The sequence below is a fragment of the Paenibacillus sp. EKM301P genome (genome assembly GCF_011800295.1).
Lineage (GTDB): Bacteria > Bacillota > Bacilli > Paenibacillales > Paenibacillaceae > Paenibacillus > Paenibacillus polymyxa.
The window spans coordinates 870303-885171 of sequence record NZ_JAALFM010000001.1; the positions used below are offsets into that span (position 1 = coordinate 870303).

12 protein-coding genes are annotated in these 14869 nt (G+C 43.4%); 4 read left to right on the forward strand and 8 right to left on the reverse strand.

What is annotated here, in order from left to right; translation table 11 throughout:
- Positions 1 to 74 precede the first annotated feature (74 nt).
- From HFD99_RS03970 to HFD99_RS03980, 3 genes are all read right to left on the reverse strand, one after another.
- Positions 75 to 2138, reverse strand: coding sequence for a methyl-accepting chemotaxis protein (locus tag HFD99_RS03970; protein ID WP_123797457.1), 2064 nt, complete (start codon positions 2136 to 2138; stop codon positions 75 to 77).
- Between the two features lie 353 nt (positions 2139 to 2491).
- Positions 2492 to 3031 (reverse strand): CueP family metal-binding protein, encoded by a 540-nt coding sequence (locus HFD99_RS03975; RefSeq protein ID WP_013372333.1) that lies wholly within the window; start codon positions 3029 to 3031, stop codon positions 2492 to 2494.
- 135 nt (positions 3032 to 3166) lie between these two features.
- Entirely contained in the window at positions 3167 to 5554 is a 2388-nt protein-coding gene (locus HFD99_RS03980) for a polyprenyl synthetase family protein (RefSeq protein WP_123797458.1), read from the reverse strand.
- 178 nt (positions 5555 to 5732) lie between these two features.
- On the opposite strand from HFD99_RS03980, the gene HFD99_RS03985 reads away from it, so the two are divergent.
- Positions 5733 to 6302, forward strand: coding sequence for a TerD family protein (locus HFD99_RS03985; protein ID WP_123797459.1), 570 nt, complete (start codon positions 5733 to 5735; stop codon positions 6300 to 6302).
- A gap of 43 nt (positions 6303 to 6345) precedes the next feature.
- Here HFD99_RS03985 and HFD99_RS03990 read toward each other — a convergent pair whose 3' ends face one another.
- The 4 genes from HFD99_RS03990 to HFD99_RS04005 all read right to left on the reverse strand — a co-directional run bounded on the left by HFD99_RS03990 (position 6346) and on the right by HFD99_RS04005 (position 10587).
- Positions 6346 to 7266 (reverse strand): hypothetical protein, encoded by a 921-nt coding sequence (locus tag HFD99_RS03990; protein WP_123797460.1) that lies wholly within the window; start codon positions 7264 to 7266, stop codon positions 6346 to 6348.
- Between the two features lie 212 nt (positions 7267 to 7478).
- Positions 7479 to 8420 (reverse strand): ADP-ribosylglycohydrolase family protein, encoded by a 942-nt coding sequence (locus HFD99_RS03995; protein ID WP_123797461.1) that lies wholly within the window; start codon positions 8418 to 8420, stop codon positions 7479 to 7481.
- An 83-nt stretch (positions 8421 to 8503) separates the two neighbouring features.
- A complete protein-coding gene (locus HFD99_RS04000; protein ID WP_225164794.1) occupies positions 8504 to 9595 on the reverse strand; it encodes a hypothetical protein in 1092 nt (363 codons plus the stop codon).
- On the reverse strand, positions 9592 to 10587 hold the full coding sequence (locus tag HFD99_RS04005; RefSeq protein ID WP_123797462.1) for a hypothetical protein: 996 nt from the start codon (positions 10585 to 10587) through the stop codon (positions 9592 to 9594). Before HFD99_RS04005 ends, HFD99_RS04000 begins: the two co-directional genes overlap by 4 nt.
- 181 nt (positions 10588 to 10768) lie before the next feature.
- Between HFD99_RS04005 and HFD99_RS04010 the strand changes: the two genes are divergently transcribed.
- Together HFD99_RS04010 and HFD99_RS04015 are read left to right on the forward strand one after the other, a co-directional pair.
- Positions 10769 to 11419, forward strand: coding sequence for a hypothetical protein (locus tag HFD99_RS04010; protein ID WP_123797463.1), 651 nt, complete (start codon positions 10769 to 10771; stop codon positions 11417 to 11419).
- 34 nt (positions 11420 to 11453) lie between these two features.
- Positions 11454 to 12023 carry a DUF1697 domain-containing protein gene (locus HFD99_RS04015; protein ID WP_123797464.1) on the forward strand — a complete coding sequence of 190 codons (570 nt, stop codon included), beginning with the start codon at positions 11454 to 11456 and terminating at the stop codon, positions 12021 to 12023.
- Positions 12024 to 12134: 111 nt separating this feature from the next.
- On the opposite strand, the gene HFD99_RS04020 is transcribed toward HFD99_RS04015, so the two are convergent.
- A complete protein-coding gene (locus HFD99_RS04020; protein ID WP_123797465.1) occupies positions 12135 to 13880 on the reverse strand; it encodes a methyl-accepting chemotaxis protein in 1746 nt (581 codons plus the stop codon).
- Between the two features lie 349 nt (positions 13881 to 14229).
- Between HFD99_RS04020 and HFD99_RS04025 the strand changes: the two genes are divergently transcribed.
- Positions 14230 to 14814, forward strand: coding sequence for an RBBP9/YdeN family alpha/beta hydrolase (locus HFD99_RS04025; protein ID WP_123797466.1), 585 nt, complete (start codon positions 14230 to 14232; stop codon positions 14812 to 14814).
- Positions 14815 to 14869 lie beyond the last annotated feature (55 nt).

Consider the following 14869-nt stretch of genomic DNA (forward strand, 5'->3'; position numbering starts at 1 on the left):
TCATAAAGTGTCTTGTCTTTACTTGTCCAGTTCCTCCGTCACATCATCCCATAGCATCGCCGCCACCTACCATGTTACTCAACCTTAAACTGTTTTAATTCGTCTTGAAGCTTAGTGGACAATTGGTTTAATTGTTTGGATAGTTCAGCAACCTGTTCGAAGCTCTCCAATTGTTCCTGCGTGCTGGCGCTGACCTCTTCGGTTGAAGCGGAATTCTCTTCTGTGGTGGAAGAGATGATTTCCAGCGCCTGCAAAATCTCATCTTTGTGCTTGTGGACTTTGGAGGTGTTCGTGCTGATCTGGATCATTCGCAATTTCAAATCTTCCAAATCCTTGTTAATACTAAAGAACACTTGCTTCGTGTCCTCCACCGATCTGGCATTTTCTTCTGCGATTTTAAGACCGTGAACGGTATGCTCAACCGATACACTGGTTTTTTCTTCGATGACACGGACCTTCTTGTAGATTTCCTGTGTCGCCAGCGCCGTCTGCTCAGCCAGCTTGCGAACCTCCCCGGCAACCACGGCAAACCCTTTGCCCTGTTCGCCTGCACGCGCAGCTTCAATAGAAGCATTGAGCGCCAGCAGGTTGGTCTGCGTTGCAATTTGGTTAACCGTATCCACGATGCTCGAAATCTCATGACGGCTCAGATCGATATCCTGAATGATGGCCGACATCGCTTGTGTGGAATTATGATTTTCTTCCGCCCATTTGGATAGCTGGTCTACTACCGCAAGCCCTTGTCCGCTTTGTTCGACCGAGGTTTGCACCATAGATTCGATGGCTTTTGTATCATTGGCAATTTCGTCAATTTGTCCAGATAATGCTCCAGTTTTCTGCAAAATGTTATCTGTTTCAGTGGACTGGTAGTTCGTCGCATTGGCAATTTCATTGATTGCTGTCGCCGTATCGTTCATCGTGATTGCAGTTCTGGAAGAAATGGATTGCAAATCATGAGAAGACTGATTCAAGACTTGGGCTGATCCACCAACCATTTGGAGCATACCTTGAATTTTTTGAATCATATTGTAAACTCCTTGATGAATTTGCCCGATTTCGTTGTTGGAATGCGTATCAAACTGAACGGTCATATCTCCATTCTCAATCATCTTGATTTTGGCGAGCAATTTCGGGATTGCTCTTAACTGATAGCGGAGCGTTATATAACAAATCACAACGAGCATAATGGTGGCTGCCGAAAAACCGCCGATAATAATTTGGGTAAACGCTTTTAATTCTGCGAGCGCCTCTTGTTGAGAAATGGTTAAGCCTACAGACCACCCTGTATCTTTACTGGTTCCATACCCGATATAACGAGGTTCCCCATTATCATAAATCAACTGTACTCCGGACTCACCGGCAATCATTTTCTTGCCAATCTCGCCAAGATCTCCTGTGTTTTCGTTAATCTTTTCTTTCAGCACTTTATTTTGATCAGGGTGATACAAAATATCACCTGTTTTGGATGCAAGAATCGAATAGCCTGTGCTTCCAAGCGAATAGCTTTGCATAATGGCAGGGATGTCTTTTAAGGCAATATCAACAACTGCAAATCCGATTAATTGGTTACTGTTATCCTTGATTGGATAGAAAATGCCCATTATCATATTACCCGAATTGACGTCCTTATAGGGTTCTGAGTAGTATAAACCGTCTGCTTCAACAGCTGGCTTGAAGTATGGGCGTGTATGAATATCGAAGTCGGGCTTGGAAGTAATACCATCATTCTGTAAATAGAAACCTTTGCCAGCTATTCCCGCAATCCAAGCATCGGCAAAAGATGGCTCTGCCTTTACAATCGCTGCTAGGGTCGCTTCGGTTTCCGCAGCATATGGAGAAGTTTTCACCATCTCAGCCGATTCAGTAGTCTCTATATATTTCTTAAAGAGATTATTGGTTGACATTTGTTGGACAAGCGAGCCCTTTTCCTTAAATAACGCATCAAATTGACTGACGACCGCTTGCGTCTTGGCCTGAAGCATGGCCTCTTGCTGCTTGACAAGCATGCTTTGCGTGCTTGAATACATGAACGTCCCCAAGGTTGCAAAAACGAGAACGATAATGACTAACAAGACCATGGCCAATGTGTTGGCCATGCTCAATGATTTGAATAGGCGATTCTTAATACTTTGTAACATGGTTTCATCTCCCAAAGAATAGTGAGCGAAAAGCTCTTAAATAATATGTCGGAAGTTTACAGTTGTATTAATATACTTTCCATTGAATTTTAATTAATTTTTAATAAACGCAATTTAAAGTTTCGTATCTTAGTCTTAAGCTATTGCTCCAAAGAAAAGCTTGGCTTAACAACTTTAGTTGCCAGTTGACCCCTCATAGACTCCCTCAAAATTTGTTCTACAACCTAACAAAAGCAGCACAAAGAGCCTCCGTCAGACGCAGGCTCTTTACTAAAAGCTATGTATGAGAACGCAGGGTTTTGCGGACTTAGAGCGTTTCAGCGATCCATAAGCTCAACCCTCATCCTCCGTCGTTAACCCAACTGCATCGTTGTGATACATGTATCGTTTTTCTCATATGTAGAGAATTCCGTTTGGGCCGTTTTACCTTCATGGTTCACACTAATGCGGTAGGTTTTATCTCTTGGCAGCCATAGATCAATAAAACCATTGGGTTGTGATTTCATGGCAGCATTCTCCATGATGATATTCCCTTCGGAGTCGTGAACAGTCACATTGAACGCCCCATTTTTTATTTCGCCTTGGCAACCGGTTAGACTATGAGTTGCACAAGGGTGGGTCTGGTCTACATATGGCGCAATCGAAACAAAAAACTCGTTGTCAGGCAAATTATAAGTTATGGGTTGTGTATTGTTCCCGGTGACTATCAACTGACTGGAATTAATAGAAGCGGATTGGGCTGTTGCCTTGCCTGCACTGATATCATGCACCAATTGCTTGATATCTGTTGTCCCGAGCTTGTCCGCTCCTTCTTTCTGAAAATTTCCTGCAATCAGGTACGTGCCTAATGCCGCAACAACCAACCCTGAAGCGACCAAGATTCCTTTTTTCATCTGGAGTTCATCTCCTTGTCCGTTTTTAAACATTATAATGTAGAACGCATCGTAACGGACAAAATACAGCACTGAAGTCACCAGATATTCACATCTTTGCTTGTTTATTCAGACATATCTGGGGCACAATTCTTTTTAACGATCCCGGTTCACAATATAATTCATTAGATGCTTCAGAAAAGCGATATTGCGTGGCACCTCTTTTAATGCTTCCATGGCAAGGCAGTAGTGCTCCCACATCTCTTTACTGGCACCTTCGTAGCCAAGGATGGACACAAAATTCGAATTATTGTTATCTGAATCCTGACCCACAGGTTTTCCAAGTAAGAGCGTATCTCCTTCCACATCAAGCAAATCATCTTTGATCTGAAAAGCAATCCCCATATGATAGGCGAATTTCTGCAAAGCGGCAATCTCCGACTCCTCGGCCTGTGCAAGCATGGCTGGCATAACGAGACAAGCCTCGAACGCCACTCCTGTTTTGTAAAAGCACATCATATTCAGCTGCTCCAATGTCAAAGCCTTTCCTTTGGAATCCAGATCCATCGCCTGACCCATACACATATCCTCTGCCTTACGGGCCGAGTATTGGATCAAGGCAAGCACAGTCTCAGCATTGAACTGACTCAGTGATGCTTGCTCCCCGATGGCCTTCTGGATCAGATATAGTCCGGTTAATTCCGCAGTAGCGCTATTGTGCACCTGATGTAATGTCTGACGCCCTCTACGGGTAGAAGCGTTATCCTGGGAAGGCAAATCATCAAAAATCAGGGAGGCTGTATGCATATATTCCAATGATCTTAGAAGAGGCACGATTGCCAATGCGTCTAAGCCATATTCGTTCACACCCATGACCCAAGTCAAAATAGGTCGTATCCTTTTCCCATCCCCCTCGAGACTATAATTTGCAGCATCAATAAGCTGTTCTTTCATGGCCTCGATCCCAGAAGGCTTGGTAATTTTCAATTGGTTGTTAATCTGGTCACGGACTGTTTTGACCGTATTCATAAAGTCTTCCTTTTCCCTCGAATCGTTTTTCAGATGGGTAATCATCTGGTCCCGAAGCAGCTTATCGAAGAATTCTACATCCTCTGCTTTGCCCACCATCTTCTGAATGAGACGATTAAATTCAGGATTTCCGGATGCCAAAATCTCCATTATTTCATTGTACTTTTCTGCACCTACCCGTTCTTTATAACGTTTGAGTCCATTTATTGCACGGTCCAGTATCACCTCGCGAGCCATAGCATCCGAGTCATATACGTTATGGATCAAATTAGAAATGACCGCCCAGTATAGTTCGAAGGGATTGATCAAATCCGATCTTTGATGATGATATTTTAAATAATAGGTATAGGGTGTTACTGCACCGTCTCTCATATCGTCAGCCATATCCGCAAAATCATCAGCAAGCTGGTTATAGATACCATAATAGAATGTTCGTTGCTCAAACCCTTCATCCTCAGGAGCACTAATGACGGAACGGACAATCAAGCGGGAAGAAGCAGATTTTAAAATAACGGGTATATAAAGTTCTTCATTGGTGTAATGAGTTCGCGTTAGATCCTTATCCCGGTCGATATCTTGAGAATGAAAGAAAACGTAGGACTGCTCGAAAAAGGTTTGCTGTGTGTCTGACCGCTGATGTGCCTTAATATACTCAAAAGCATCCGAGAGCTCCGAATGGATATAGCGAATGAACTTCATATGCTCGCCAGTCCAGTCGCCCAGCTCTGGCACAGATCCGGTAAGAAGCGCGGTACGTATCATATGGGAGTATTGTTCTTTCTCTTGAACGGTCAACAGCTGAGAATCGAGAAGATCATCAATAAAAGGATAGGTCAACCCATAGGAATACCCAAGCCTAATCGCTTCATCCAGTCTGCGCGAACGTTCAACAGGTGACACGGCTTCGTCCATTTCTTCCATCACATGCAGAATAACCCCAATGATGATTTTAATCAGTTTGCGCTGGGCGTGCTCTGCATCCATTTCCTCGGGAATATGAGAAGATACAGAGTTAAGCTTGTTGATTAGCCAAATTACAGTGGCTTCGATCCCTTCCTTTTGAGACCACCGATACACCCCGGCTATATTCATAAACTCCGGTTGATTTCTTCTGTTAGCACGGGAGGGTTGAAGCAAATATCTTTTCACGTCAGCAATGACGCGCTGAATCCGGGTCTGTGTGTCCGCAGAATCTAGAGCCTTGCCTAGATCCCTCATGTAAATATAAGAGACACTTCGCTTCAGATAATCATCCAATTTCCCTGTGTAACTCAGCCATTGAATGTATCTGTCATAATCCCGAGTATCCGGCTTGCTCTTTTTCCGCGAAATGAAGGATAACCATGAAGAAGGACGGATATGATTCCTTTTCCATATATGGATATCTTCTGTAAGAGAAGTCACATAAGTCTTATCCTTGACTTGATTATAGAGTGATGCAAAATACTGAAGCGCCTTCTGCTCAGCCAGTTGGTATCCTGTATCGGCTCGAAATTTTTCATTCATATGATGCATTACCTCAACTTCTCATTTTGTTTAAACATGGTTGCATTTCTCCCTGAGGGAACGAGTTTGGATCATGTTTTTATCTTTATACGGAAAAAAGTCTGTGAAGTTACGAATAGATTATATCCTTCTATATATATGCTACAATTTCAGAGTAGAACAAAAATAATGATAGGGAGGCATAACGTTGAGTATTAGTCTAGTTAAAGGACAGAAGGTAGACCTAACCAAAAATAATCCACACTTATCCGTGCTGAAAGTAGGGCTTGGATGGGACCCTATGAGGGGTAGAAGCATGGATATTGATGCGTCAGCGCTGCTTCTTAATGAGAACGGCAAGCTAACCCAGACGAAAAATCTAGTATATTTCGGAAACAAAAATAGCCCTTGCGGGGCCGTCGTACATAGTGGTGACAACTTGACAGGACATGGTGCCGGTGATGATGAAGTCATTACTGTATCCCTTCAACAACTACCACCTGAAGTGCATAGAGTCGTATTTATTGTGAATATATTCCGTTTTTTCAGCTTTGGTAGACGTAAGGATTTCAGTATGGTGAACAATGCTTATATTCGAGTATTGGATGCGTCGCAAGATGAAGAGATTCTCCGATACAATTTGACAGAGGACTATAAAGGGATGTGTAGCATCCGTGTAGGTGAAGTATACCGCTATGGAGGGGAATGGAAATTCGGTGCTATTGGGGAAGGAAGTACCATTACCTCCCTGAATGATCTTGTCAAAACGTATGAATAAGTATTTTTGGTGTTAAGGAAAAACCCACGTCTGACGTGGGTTTTTATACTATCTCTTCAACAGCCGCCTGATACAGCAGAGAACCTTCACGGAGCAGCAGGCGGTCTTTTCTGAAATCCTGTTCATGCGGTTGAAGGAACTTTTGATCGTCATTTAAAAAGCGAATGTGTTGTCCTTTGCTCAAGTTGCCTGGCTTCACATTCTTTTTCAAGACATATTGTCCATTCTTGCCATACCCGCCGTCGAACAAAAAGTGATACCCATCTGTAGCCACCCCGGAGCAGCCGGAAATCCTCGGATTCACAAACGTAATATTCGTACGGTCGCTACCGGAAATATACCCTAATGAAAAGTCTGAATAGTAATAAAACCAGATTTCCTGTTCGCTGATCACGTTCAAAGCATAGCAATCATGAATATCTGCCGCTTGGTTCTCATATATTTTGTGTCCCTCTTTATTCCAGGCGACAAGGCCGGAGGACCCCACAGGCTCATTCCAACCATAATTCCCGAATATACCTTCATCAAAATAACTGGTCCAGATCGTACCTTCTTTTGTAACCTGAACACTCTGGATACCGTCTCCAAGCAGTAGTTCATTCACAGTACGACCTTCATAATCAATAATTTTACCATTTAGATCGTATTGATCAGGTCCGTAATAATGGCATCGTGCTCCGACGAGTAACAAATAATCTTGTAGAGGCTGTACATAATGATAGTTGAACTGCTGCCCCTCCAAACACACCTCTTGAATGTGATCGTCTAGAATGAGTACCTTGTAAGTACGTCTCTCTTTAAGAGAGGCAGGCGTGAACATCCCCCGCACTCGTTCTGGGACTTTATCAATGAGCAAAATATACACGCGTCCATCAGGACCAAATTGGGTCGAAACGATCTCAAACCCTTCTATATTATTGGAAATATCGACAAATGAATGAAGCTGTTTATCTAGATGTGACAATGTAGTTCCTCCTCTAAAAGATCAGTAAAGTGAAGTATGATTTGTACTTGACTTCATTTTGTCATAACGACATGTAGCTGAGGAGGGCGGAAGTATGGCGATATGAGTAGTAGTCCCAAGAGATGAGTCATCGGCAAAATATAGTAAACCAAAAAAGCTAGGTTCTGCTTCATAAGAAAAGCAACCCAGCTTGATCTTTATAGATGTTCCCCTTAGAGTGTCTGGCCCTTGTCGGCCTTCTGCCATAAAGCTTCAGTCAGCTCATCAATCGTCTCTTTCATTGCCAGCTTCTCGCGCCAGTGACTCGGGATACCGCTTAGCCCGTAATAAGCCCCTGCAATCTGGCCGTACACTGCCCCGGTCGTATCTGCATCATCCCCCAGATTTACCGCCAGCAGTGCCCCCTCTTCAAATGAAGCCGAATGGTGAAAGGCCCACAGCGCAGCCTCAAGGGAACGAATAACATAACCGCTTCCTTGGATTTCAGGCGGCTCCTTATGCTTGTAAGATCCCTGAATGATTTCTTCAATGGCTGCCGAATAAGCTGACTGGTCCTGCCGCCGCCACTTATAGCAGACATCGGGTGATAACATGGATTCTTTGTCCGCTCCCCGCAGACCTGCCACAAGAATTGAAGCAAGCGCGGCACAGGCCTCCACACTTTCGACTGCTCCATGGGTGGTGCGCGAGCTCAGCTCAGCGTACATCACGGCCTCTTCCGGGCGGTTCGCATAGGCCATGGCGACAGGTGCAAGCCTCATAATCGAGCCATTACCGGCAGTCATGGGGTCAACGGACCCGCTATACGGATCTCCAGTGGCTTCGAAGCGATGCAGTGCTGTTCTCGTCGCACCACCGATATCAAAGCACGTTCCCGTGCTGCTCATATATCCCAGGTGGTACCAATTGGTGTAGCGACGCATCTGGTCCGCTGGATCAAAGCTATCTTTTCGCACCATGCTCTCGGCCAAACAGAGCGCCATAGACGTATCGTCTGTCCACTGCCCTGCCTTCAACCCAAATACACCACCGCCTACAATATCCGTTACAGGTTCAAATGTGCCTGGACTGCTAAATTCTACTGTGGTTCCCAAAGCATCCCCTACGGCCAGTCCAGCGAGACATCCATAAAAACAATCCTTGTTAAGTGCCATTTTGATGTACACTCCTTTGTAATTGTTATAACTAATGCATATATTTCCATATCACTAGGAAGGAAGAATATCTGGTACGCCATTTATTCGTCGTAGCTCAAGGCTGTACAACCGCTATCTGGATTTAATTCAACGAAAATTCCTGCCTCTTGATGATAAATGAGTGGAAATCGCTCCGTATCTACATATTCACGCACACCGCTTGAAAGCCGCCATACCTGAAGCGGAACTCCTTTTCCCCACAAGAATAATCGGTCGCCGCAAACGGTCATATCCGCTTGGGGATATGGGTAAATCCCGTATTCATCAGGCTTGCAGTTTAGAGGCGGGATCGCAGAAAGCACACGTCGGTACCCTGGCTGAGTCATATCGAATAGGACAACCGCTGGTTCCACTCCCTCCTCTCCCCAATCTTCCTCCTCCAGTAAATCGGCATCCATCTGTCCCCATACCGCCAATGTATCAGGTCCTGTCCAGCATATTGGCCCATCCCAATCTATGGTTTGCCAAAGATGGCGAACTGACGGACCATTTTCCGATTCCCATGGGTTCAGTAGCCAATCAGATAATGACCAAGTTCGGACCACCCCCAAGGGAGCCCATACCCATCCCGTATCCGCAATCCACTTTCCCTCTGGAGAAGCCAGCAGCCTCCCATGAAAATAATCTAGATAATGCTCATCCTTGTTTTCATTGTTATAAACTGGGGTAGGTCTTGCAGTCAAAAGCCTCCCTGTTTCTATATACGTCAGATCCAGCCGGTTCCATTCCGTTCCATGAACAAGGATACACATACCGTCTTGATGTACAAATGCCAGGGGAAACATACTTTTATCATAGTGGTATTCGTCCCGCGATAATTGCATTTTTTCTTGAGCATGGACTAAATCATACACTGCCGCATGCCGGCCAAAACGATTGGATATGGCTACGTACTTCTCGTCAGGACTGGTCACCATTTGGACAGGTTGCATGGGATTAAAATCAGGGATACAAATACGTGTACATAATTCTGCGTTACCAGAATACAGCTCTAGCCTCCACAGTTCTGCTTGTGTGTTTAGTGCTAGCAGGGTTATGCTGCCCTGAGAGCCACCTTTTACAGGATGAATGGCCGTAAGGCGTCCGATAGACGATGGTAAATCAGGTAAAGAAACGTGAGAGAATGGCATCATTTAACCCCTTTTACTCTGGATAAATCATAATGTATACCCGCATTTGCGAAGATAGTATTATCGACAAAAAATCCGAGTTCAAGCAATGCAGTCAATACTTTCATAAAAACTCCCGGTTTTTTCTTGCAGAATAATTTAAAATATGTAATTTCGCTAGGATTACTTTTGAGAACAAAATAGGAGTAATTCATCAAGATCAAATGGGAGATAAACTGCTCTGTTGGAGATTGATGCTCATTGATACAGTCGATCAGCACCTCTAATGCCCTATTTTTATTAGAGTTATAGGCTTGTATAAATATCTTTGCTTCTGCAAACGACTTGTTGAAATCATCATACGGAAAATCATATACATCATGACTGCCCAAGATGAAGTTGACCAACTGGCCTTGCAAATTTTTTATTTTTCTCAGCGTTGCTCGGGTATCCATATCCATCTTATTTTTGTTAATATGCTCATGCAAAATATCGATTAGAATGTGCAAATCATACTGCTGTCCGTCTTCCATACTGTACAGTATCTTATTATTTTCAATCGTTAGACGATCATAAATGTCATCTCCTAAACCCAATTCAAATAAGAGAAGGTGAAGAAAAAATAGCCTATCCTGAGTAAGTGAGAATTCATTCCCTCTCTCTGCTAGATGTGAAACTTGATATTGATAATAAACACAACATAAGTTTTTTCTGCAATAAGCAACATCTTTATGTATATCAAACATGTTAAAAATAAGCGCAAGCAATCGAATCAGACGTTCAGCATCCGTTACGCTTAGAATGGGATGATCCATTTTGGTAAATAGCGACCTGTCAAATAAATCATGCCATCGCACTAAAGAAATATGATCCTGCTCATTTATATTCAGAGTTAATATTCTTAAATCTTGCTCTTGATCAGGATAGGAATAAAATAGACCTTCATGACTTAAATCAGAAATGCGCTCATTAAAGTAGGCTCTTAATTTGTAATCGTATATTTCAGAAAAAGACATTTCTCTCCTCCTTGCACCTTATCTTCGAACTCCTATATTTTAAAATTATTCTGGATCGACTGGCAAGGTAGCATAATTACAGAAACATATGTTCTTCATTTCTATATTATGATATCTTAATCCTAAAAGTAAAACGTGATGTCGCAGGTCATAGCCTACGACTAGAAAGGAATACACACCTATGAAACAGTTAAGCGAAGCGCTTACCCGGTTTGTACACCAGCAAAACTTGTATAATGAAGCCTACGGGCTGTTCCAAGACCACGATATCCAGCCCCGTTCAGAGAGTATAACAGATTGCTGGGATAAGCGGGTTCCTGTATCCCCTGAGCTGGAGTATCTGTATAGCTACTATGAAATGATCGATGCCAAGGCAGCGGGAACACACAAATTAAAAAACGCGGCAGTTGAAATCGGGGATGCTGCGGTTCTCTTTTTTGTCGCACCAGAACATCTGTATCGCCAACAGCTGGGTTATCGCTTCATTACGTCTGGTGAGCTTGTTCATGAGTCATCTTCATGGCCCTCCCATCATGTTGTAATTGCCACGTTTAATGACGATCCACTCATTGTCGATACTAGCGCACCCGATTCTCCTGTATATGCTGCAATTGAAGGTGGCGCAGCGCAGCAGGTTGCCGACTCTTTAGCTAACTTCTTTACGGCTCTTTCCATCCTGATTGAAGGTGCCTGTACCTTTAAGGGAGAATTGGTAGATGAAGATACATACGAAACCAAAGCAGCATATATCGAGCACGTAAAACCATTGCTGCATCACTTACTGGGCGAGAACCAAACCACGTATTTGCTGAAATACCTATCCTTCTGTTAGAAATCCTATTTGTTAAAGAGAGGTGGGGCTTTTTATGATCTATATCGCATTACTGCGGGGCATCAATGTCGGCGGCAACAACAAGATTGAGATGAAGAAGCTCAAGCAAACGTTTGAACATGCAGGTATGGGGCATGTGACGACTTACATCAATTCTGGAAATATCATATTTTCCAGTCAGGAGCGGTCCAACCAGGAGCTATCGCTCGTATTGGAACAGGCGATTCTGGAGGATTTTAGCTTACCCATCCGTGTCATCGTCCGTAATATAAAGGAGATTCAGAGCATTATGGAGGCACTACCGAATGAATGGGCTAATGATACACAGATGAAAAGTGATGTAATGTTTCTGTGGGATGAAATTAACGATATTTCCGTTTTGGACAAGCTTCCTTTGAAACCGGGAATCGGGCATGTCATATATACGCCCGGGGCCGTACTGTTTTCTGTCAGCAAGGAACAAGTCACCAAAAGCGGGTTAACGAAATTAGTCGGCACCAAGCTGTATCAGCAAATGACGGTGCGGAATGTGAACACAACCCGACAGATTTACAAGCTGATGCAAATGGCTGAACAGGAAGAGTTACGAGATTTGGACTCCTGACTGGATGACGAAAGCAATCTAGTAGAGTCTGCTCAAAAAGGGAGCCTTCTTACGGCTCCCAACTGTTTTTCTTCGTCCTTCATTTAAATACCCATCACCGTATGGTCCTCGTTAAATTTTAAAGCCTTCGACCAGCTCATTCAGTCGAGCTGCGCTTTCCTTCACCTGATCAGACTGGTGTGCCACTTCACGAGATTTTTCCGTTGATGACACCATATTCTCAGCAATGTGCTGAGTAGATATAGCAGACTGCTCGCTGGCGGTTGCAATCTCATGGATCGCTCTCACCATAGTTTGGATGGTTTCATTTACCTGCTTAGAGGTGGCGTTCAAATCATTGACTGTGTTCGTATGCTCAACAGCATCAGTGTAATATTGTCCCGCTGTGTCCTCAAGCAGCTGATAATCCTTGCCAACCTGGGTTTGCAGGAAGTGCAGTAATTCTTCGGCATTGGTAGTCAGATTTTCTACAGACTGCACAACCTCTTGAGTAACACTCTGAATTTGGTCTACCGCGTGTTTGGAGCCGTCTGCCAACTTACGAATCTCGTTAGCTACAACCGCAAACCCTCGACCTGACTCACCGGCACGAGCCGCTTCAATAGATGCATTTAGGGCCAGCAAATTGGTTTGTGCCGTAATTTCCAAGATAGACTGAGAAAGTATACGAATTTGATCTACTGCCTTGGCTCGTTCTAATGCTTCTGTCATCTTTGCATTAGCCTTCTGGTAAATTTCCTTGGCCGCTTTATTGGATTGACTAGCCGCTTGCTTCAACGTTTCGGCCTTTACACTTGTATCATAGGCAGACTGAGCTCTTTCTTGAGTTTTGACTGAGATGTACTCTGCTGCCCGCTGCATTTCATCCGCAGAATGATTCATATTTTCGGTGTATGCTGAAGTCTCCTCCATAGCTGCTGACAGCTGTTCGACCGTGGCGGATACATCGCGAATCCGTTCATTGAGATCTGTCATATTCAGATTCGTCTGATCGCTAAGCTGGTTAATTTGGCGCGACTCATTGATCACTCCCGTAATGACCATTGAGGTTGAATCTGTCATTTGCTGAATAGCACGAGCAATGACAGCGATCTCATTATTTCCTTTGAGCAAGGCTGGATCAAGTGCTGCCGTTAAATTGCCTTGGGTAATCTCTTCACAGTATTTCGTAATGGTGCTCATCCGGGAACGGATATTTCGGATGGCCGCAAAAGAGATCGTGATCAGAACAACCAGCACAAGAGCCAGAACCGTGATCAACACAATTGTGCGCATTTTAATCTCATTTTGCGTATTTTGATATAGGTTGGCGGATTGCTCATTGTTATAATCTGAAATGGTAGTCAGCATCGTAACTATGGCCGTACTAGATTTATTAATCCGACCTCTCTCTTCTGTGTCATAAGTTCCAGTATTTTTTTTGACGGCCATGATCTGTTCAATATCCTGAAAATACGTGTCTATACTGCCTCTTAGTTCCTCATACAATTTCTGTTCCTTTGCATCCAATGTCCTTTGTGAAAATTCATTTAGCCCGGTTGTAACACTATCCTTTCCTTTCTGTACCTGCTTATATTGTTTATCTGTATACTCTTTATTGTCGAGTATTTTTGTATAATTGGCCCGCATATTGTAGAAATCACTTTTGACTTCAAGAATATTGGTTTGGTGTTGAAAGCGATCCACATACAAAATACCTTGACCCTCTTTAGCTTGATACATGCCGATAACCCCTACCAACGATACAATGAGCAAACCCACCAAGCTGATCACAATCATGGAGATCATCGTTGTTGTGACCTTTAAATCTCTAAGCCCTTTTCCTTTTTTCGTCCTGTCCGATAGCTTGTTACTCATCCAAACCCCTCCAGCTCGTCTATGGATAATAGTTCACGCTGCTCTCAACTTTCACGAGTACTCCGATCCCCCCTTGATGCTGCCCTCCAAACAACAATATGAAGTAGATTACAAAACGTGATGCTATATATATCGGTAGAAAGCGCTTAAATTTATAAGTCAAATTACAGTACTGCAAAAATAATGAATATTATAACAGGCAAATTTATACATGGACTTGCTACGTAAATCCACAATTTTAGTACTTATAAGCATGGGGAGTTTGGTAAACTAGAGGGGAATGCCTGCATGAAGTGAGGCACATATGCAAATTAAGTTCTAAACACTGGATGATGGGAGAGAACGTATTGTGACAAACATACAAAATCAAAAGCAAGTATATATAATCCATGGATACACCGCTTCGCCAGCAGATCATTGGTTTCCTTGGTTACAAGACAAATTACAGGAAGATGGGGTTTCGGTAGATATACTAGAAATGCCCAACTCGCAAGCGCCCAAGCTTAATGAGTGGATTGAGTATCTATTGCAAAATATTAAAGTTCTACATAAAGACACCTATTTTATTGGTCATAGCTTGGGATGTGTATCCATATTAAGGTACCTGCAGCAAGTAAATATCTCGGAACCGCTGGGGGGCGCCGTGTTCGTTTCCGGTTTTACTGACCCAGTGCCAAGCCTACCATCATTAGATGAGTTTACAATTGACCAATTGGATGATCAGCAAATTATGGATTCACTAAAGGCACGTGCAGCTATAGCTTCAAAGGACGATACGATTGTCCCCTTTGCACTTAGTAAGAAACTAGCGGAAGATATGCAGGCTGATTTTCACGAAGTAGATCATGGGGGGCACTTTTTGCAAAGTGACGGTTTTACCACCTTACCGATGGTATATCAAGTGTTACTTGAGATGATAAATGCAAATGAATAGCATGTCAGGAGAGCCTTGTGTCAAAAAAGCAACGCGGATTGAATCCGTAAACCTA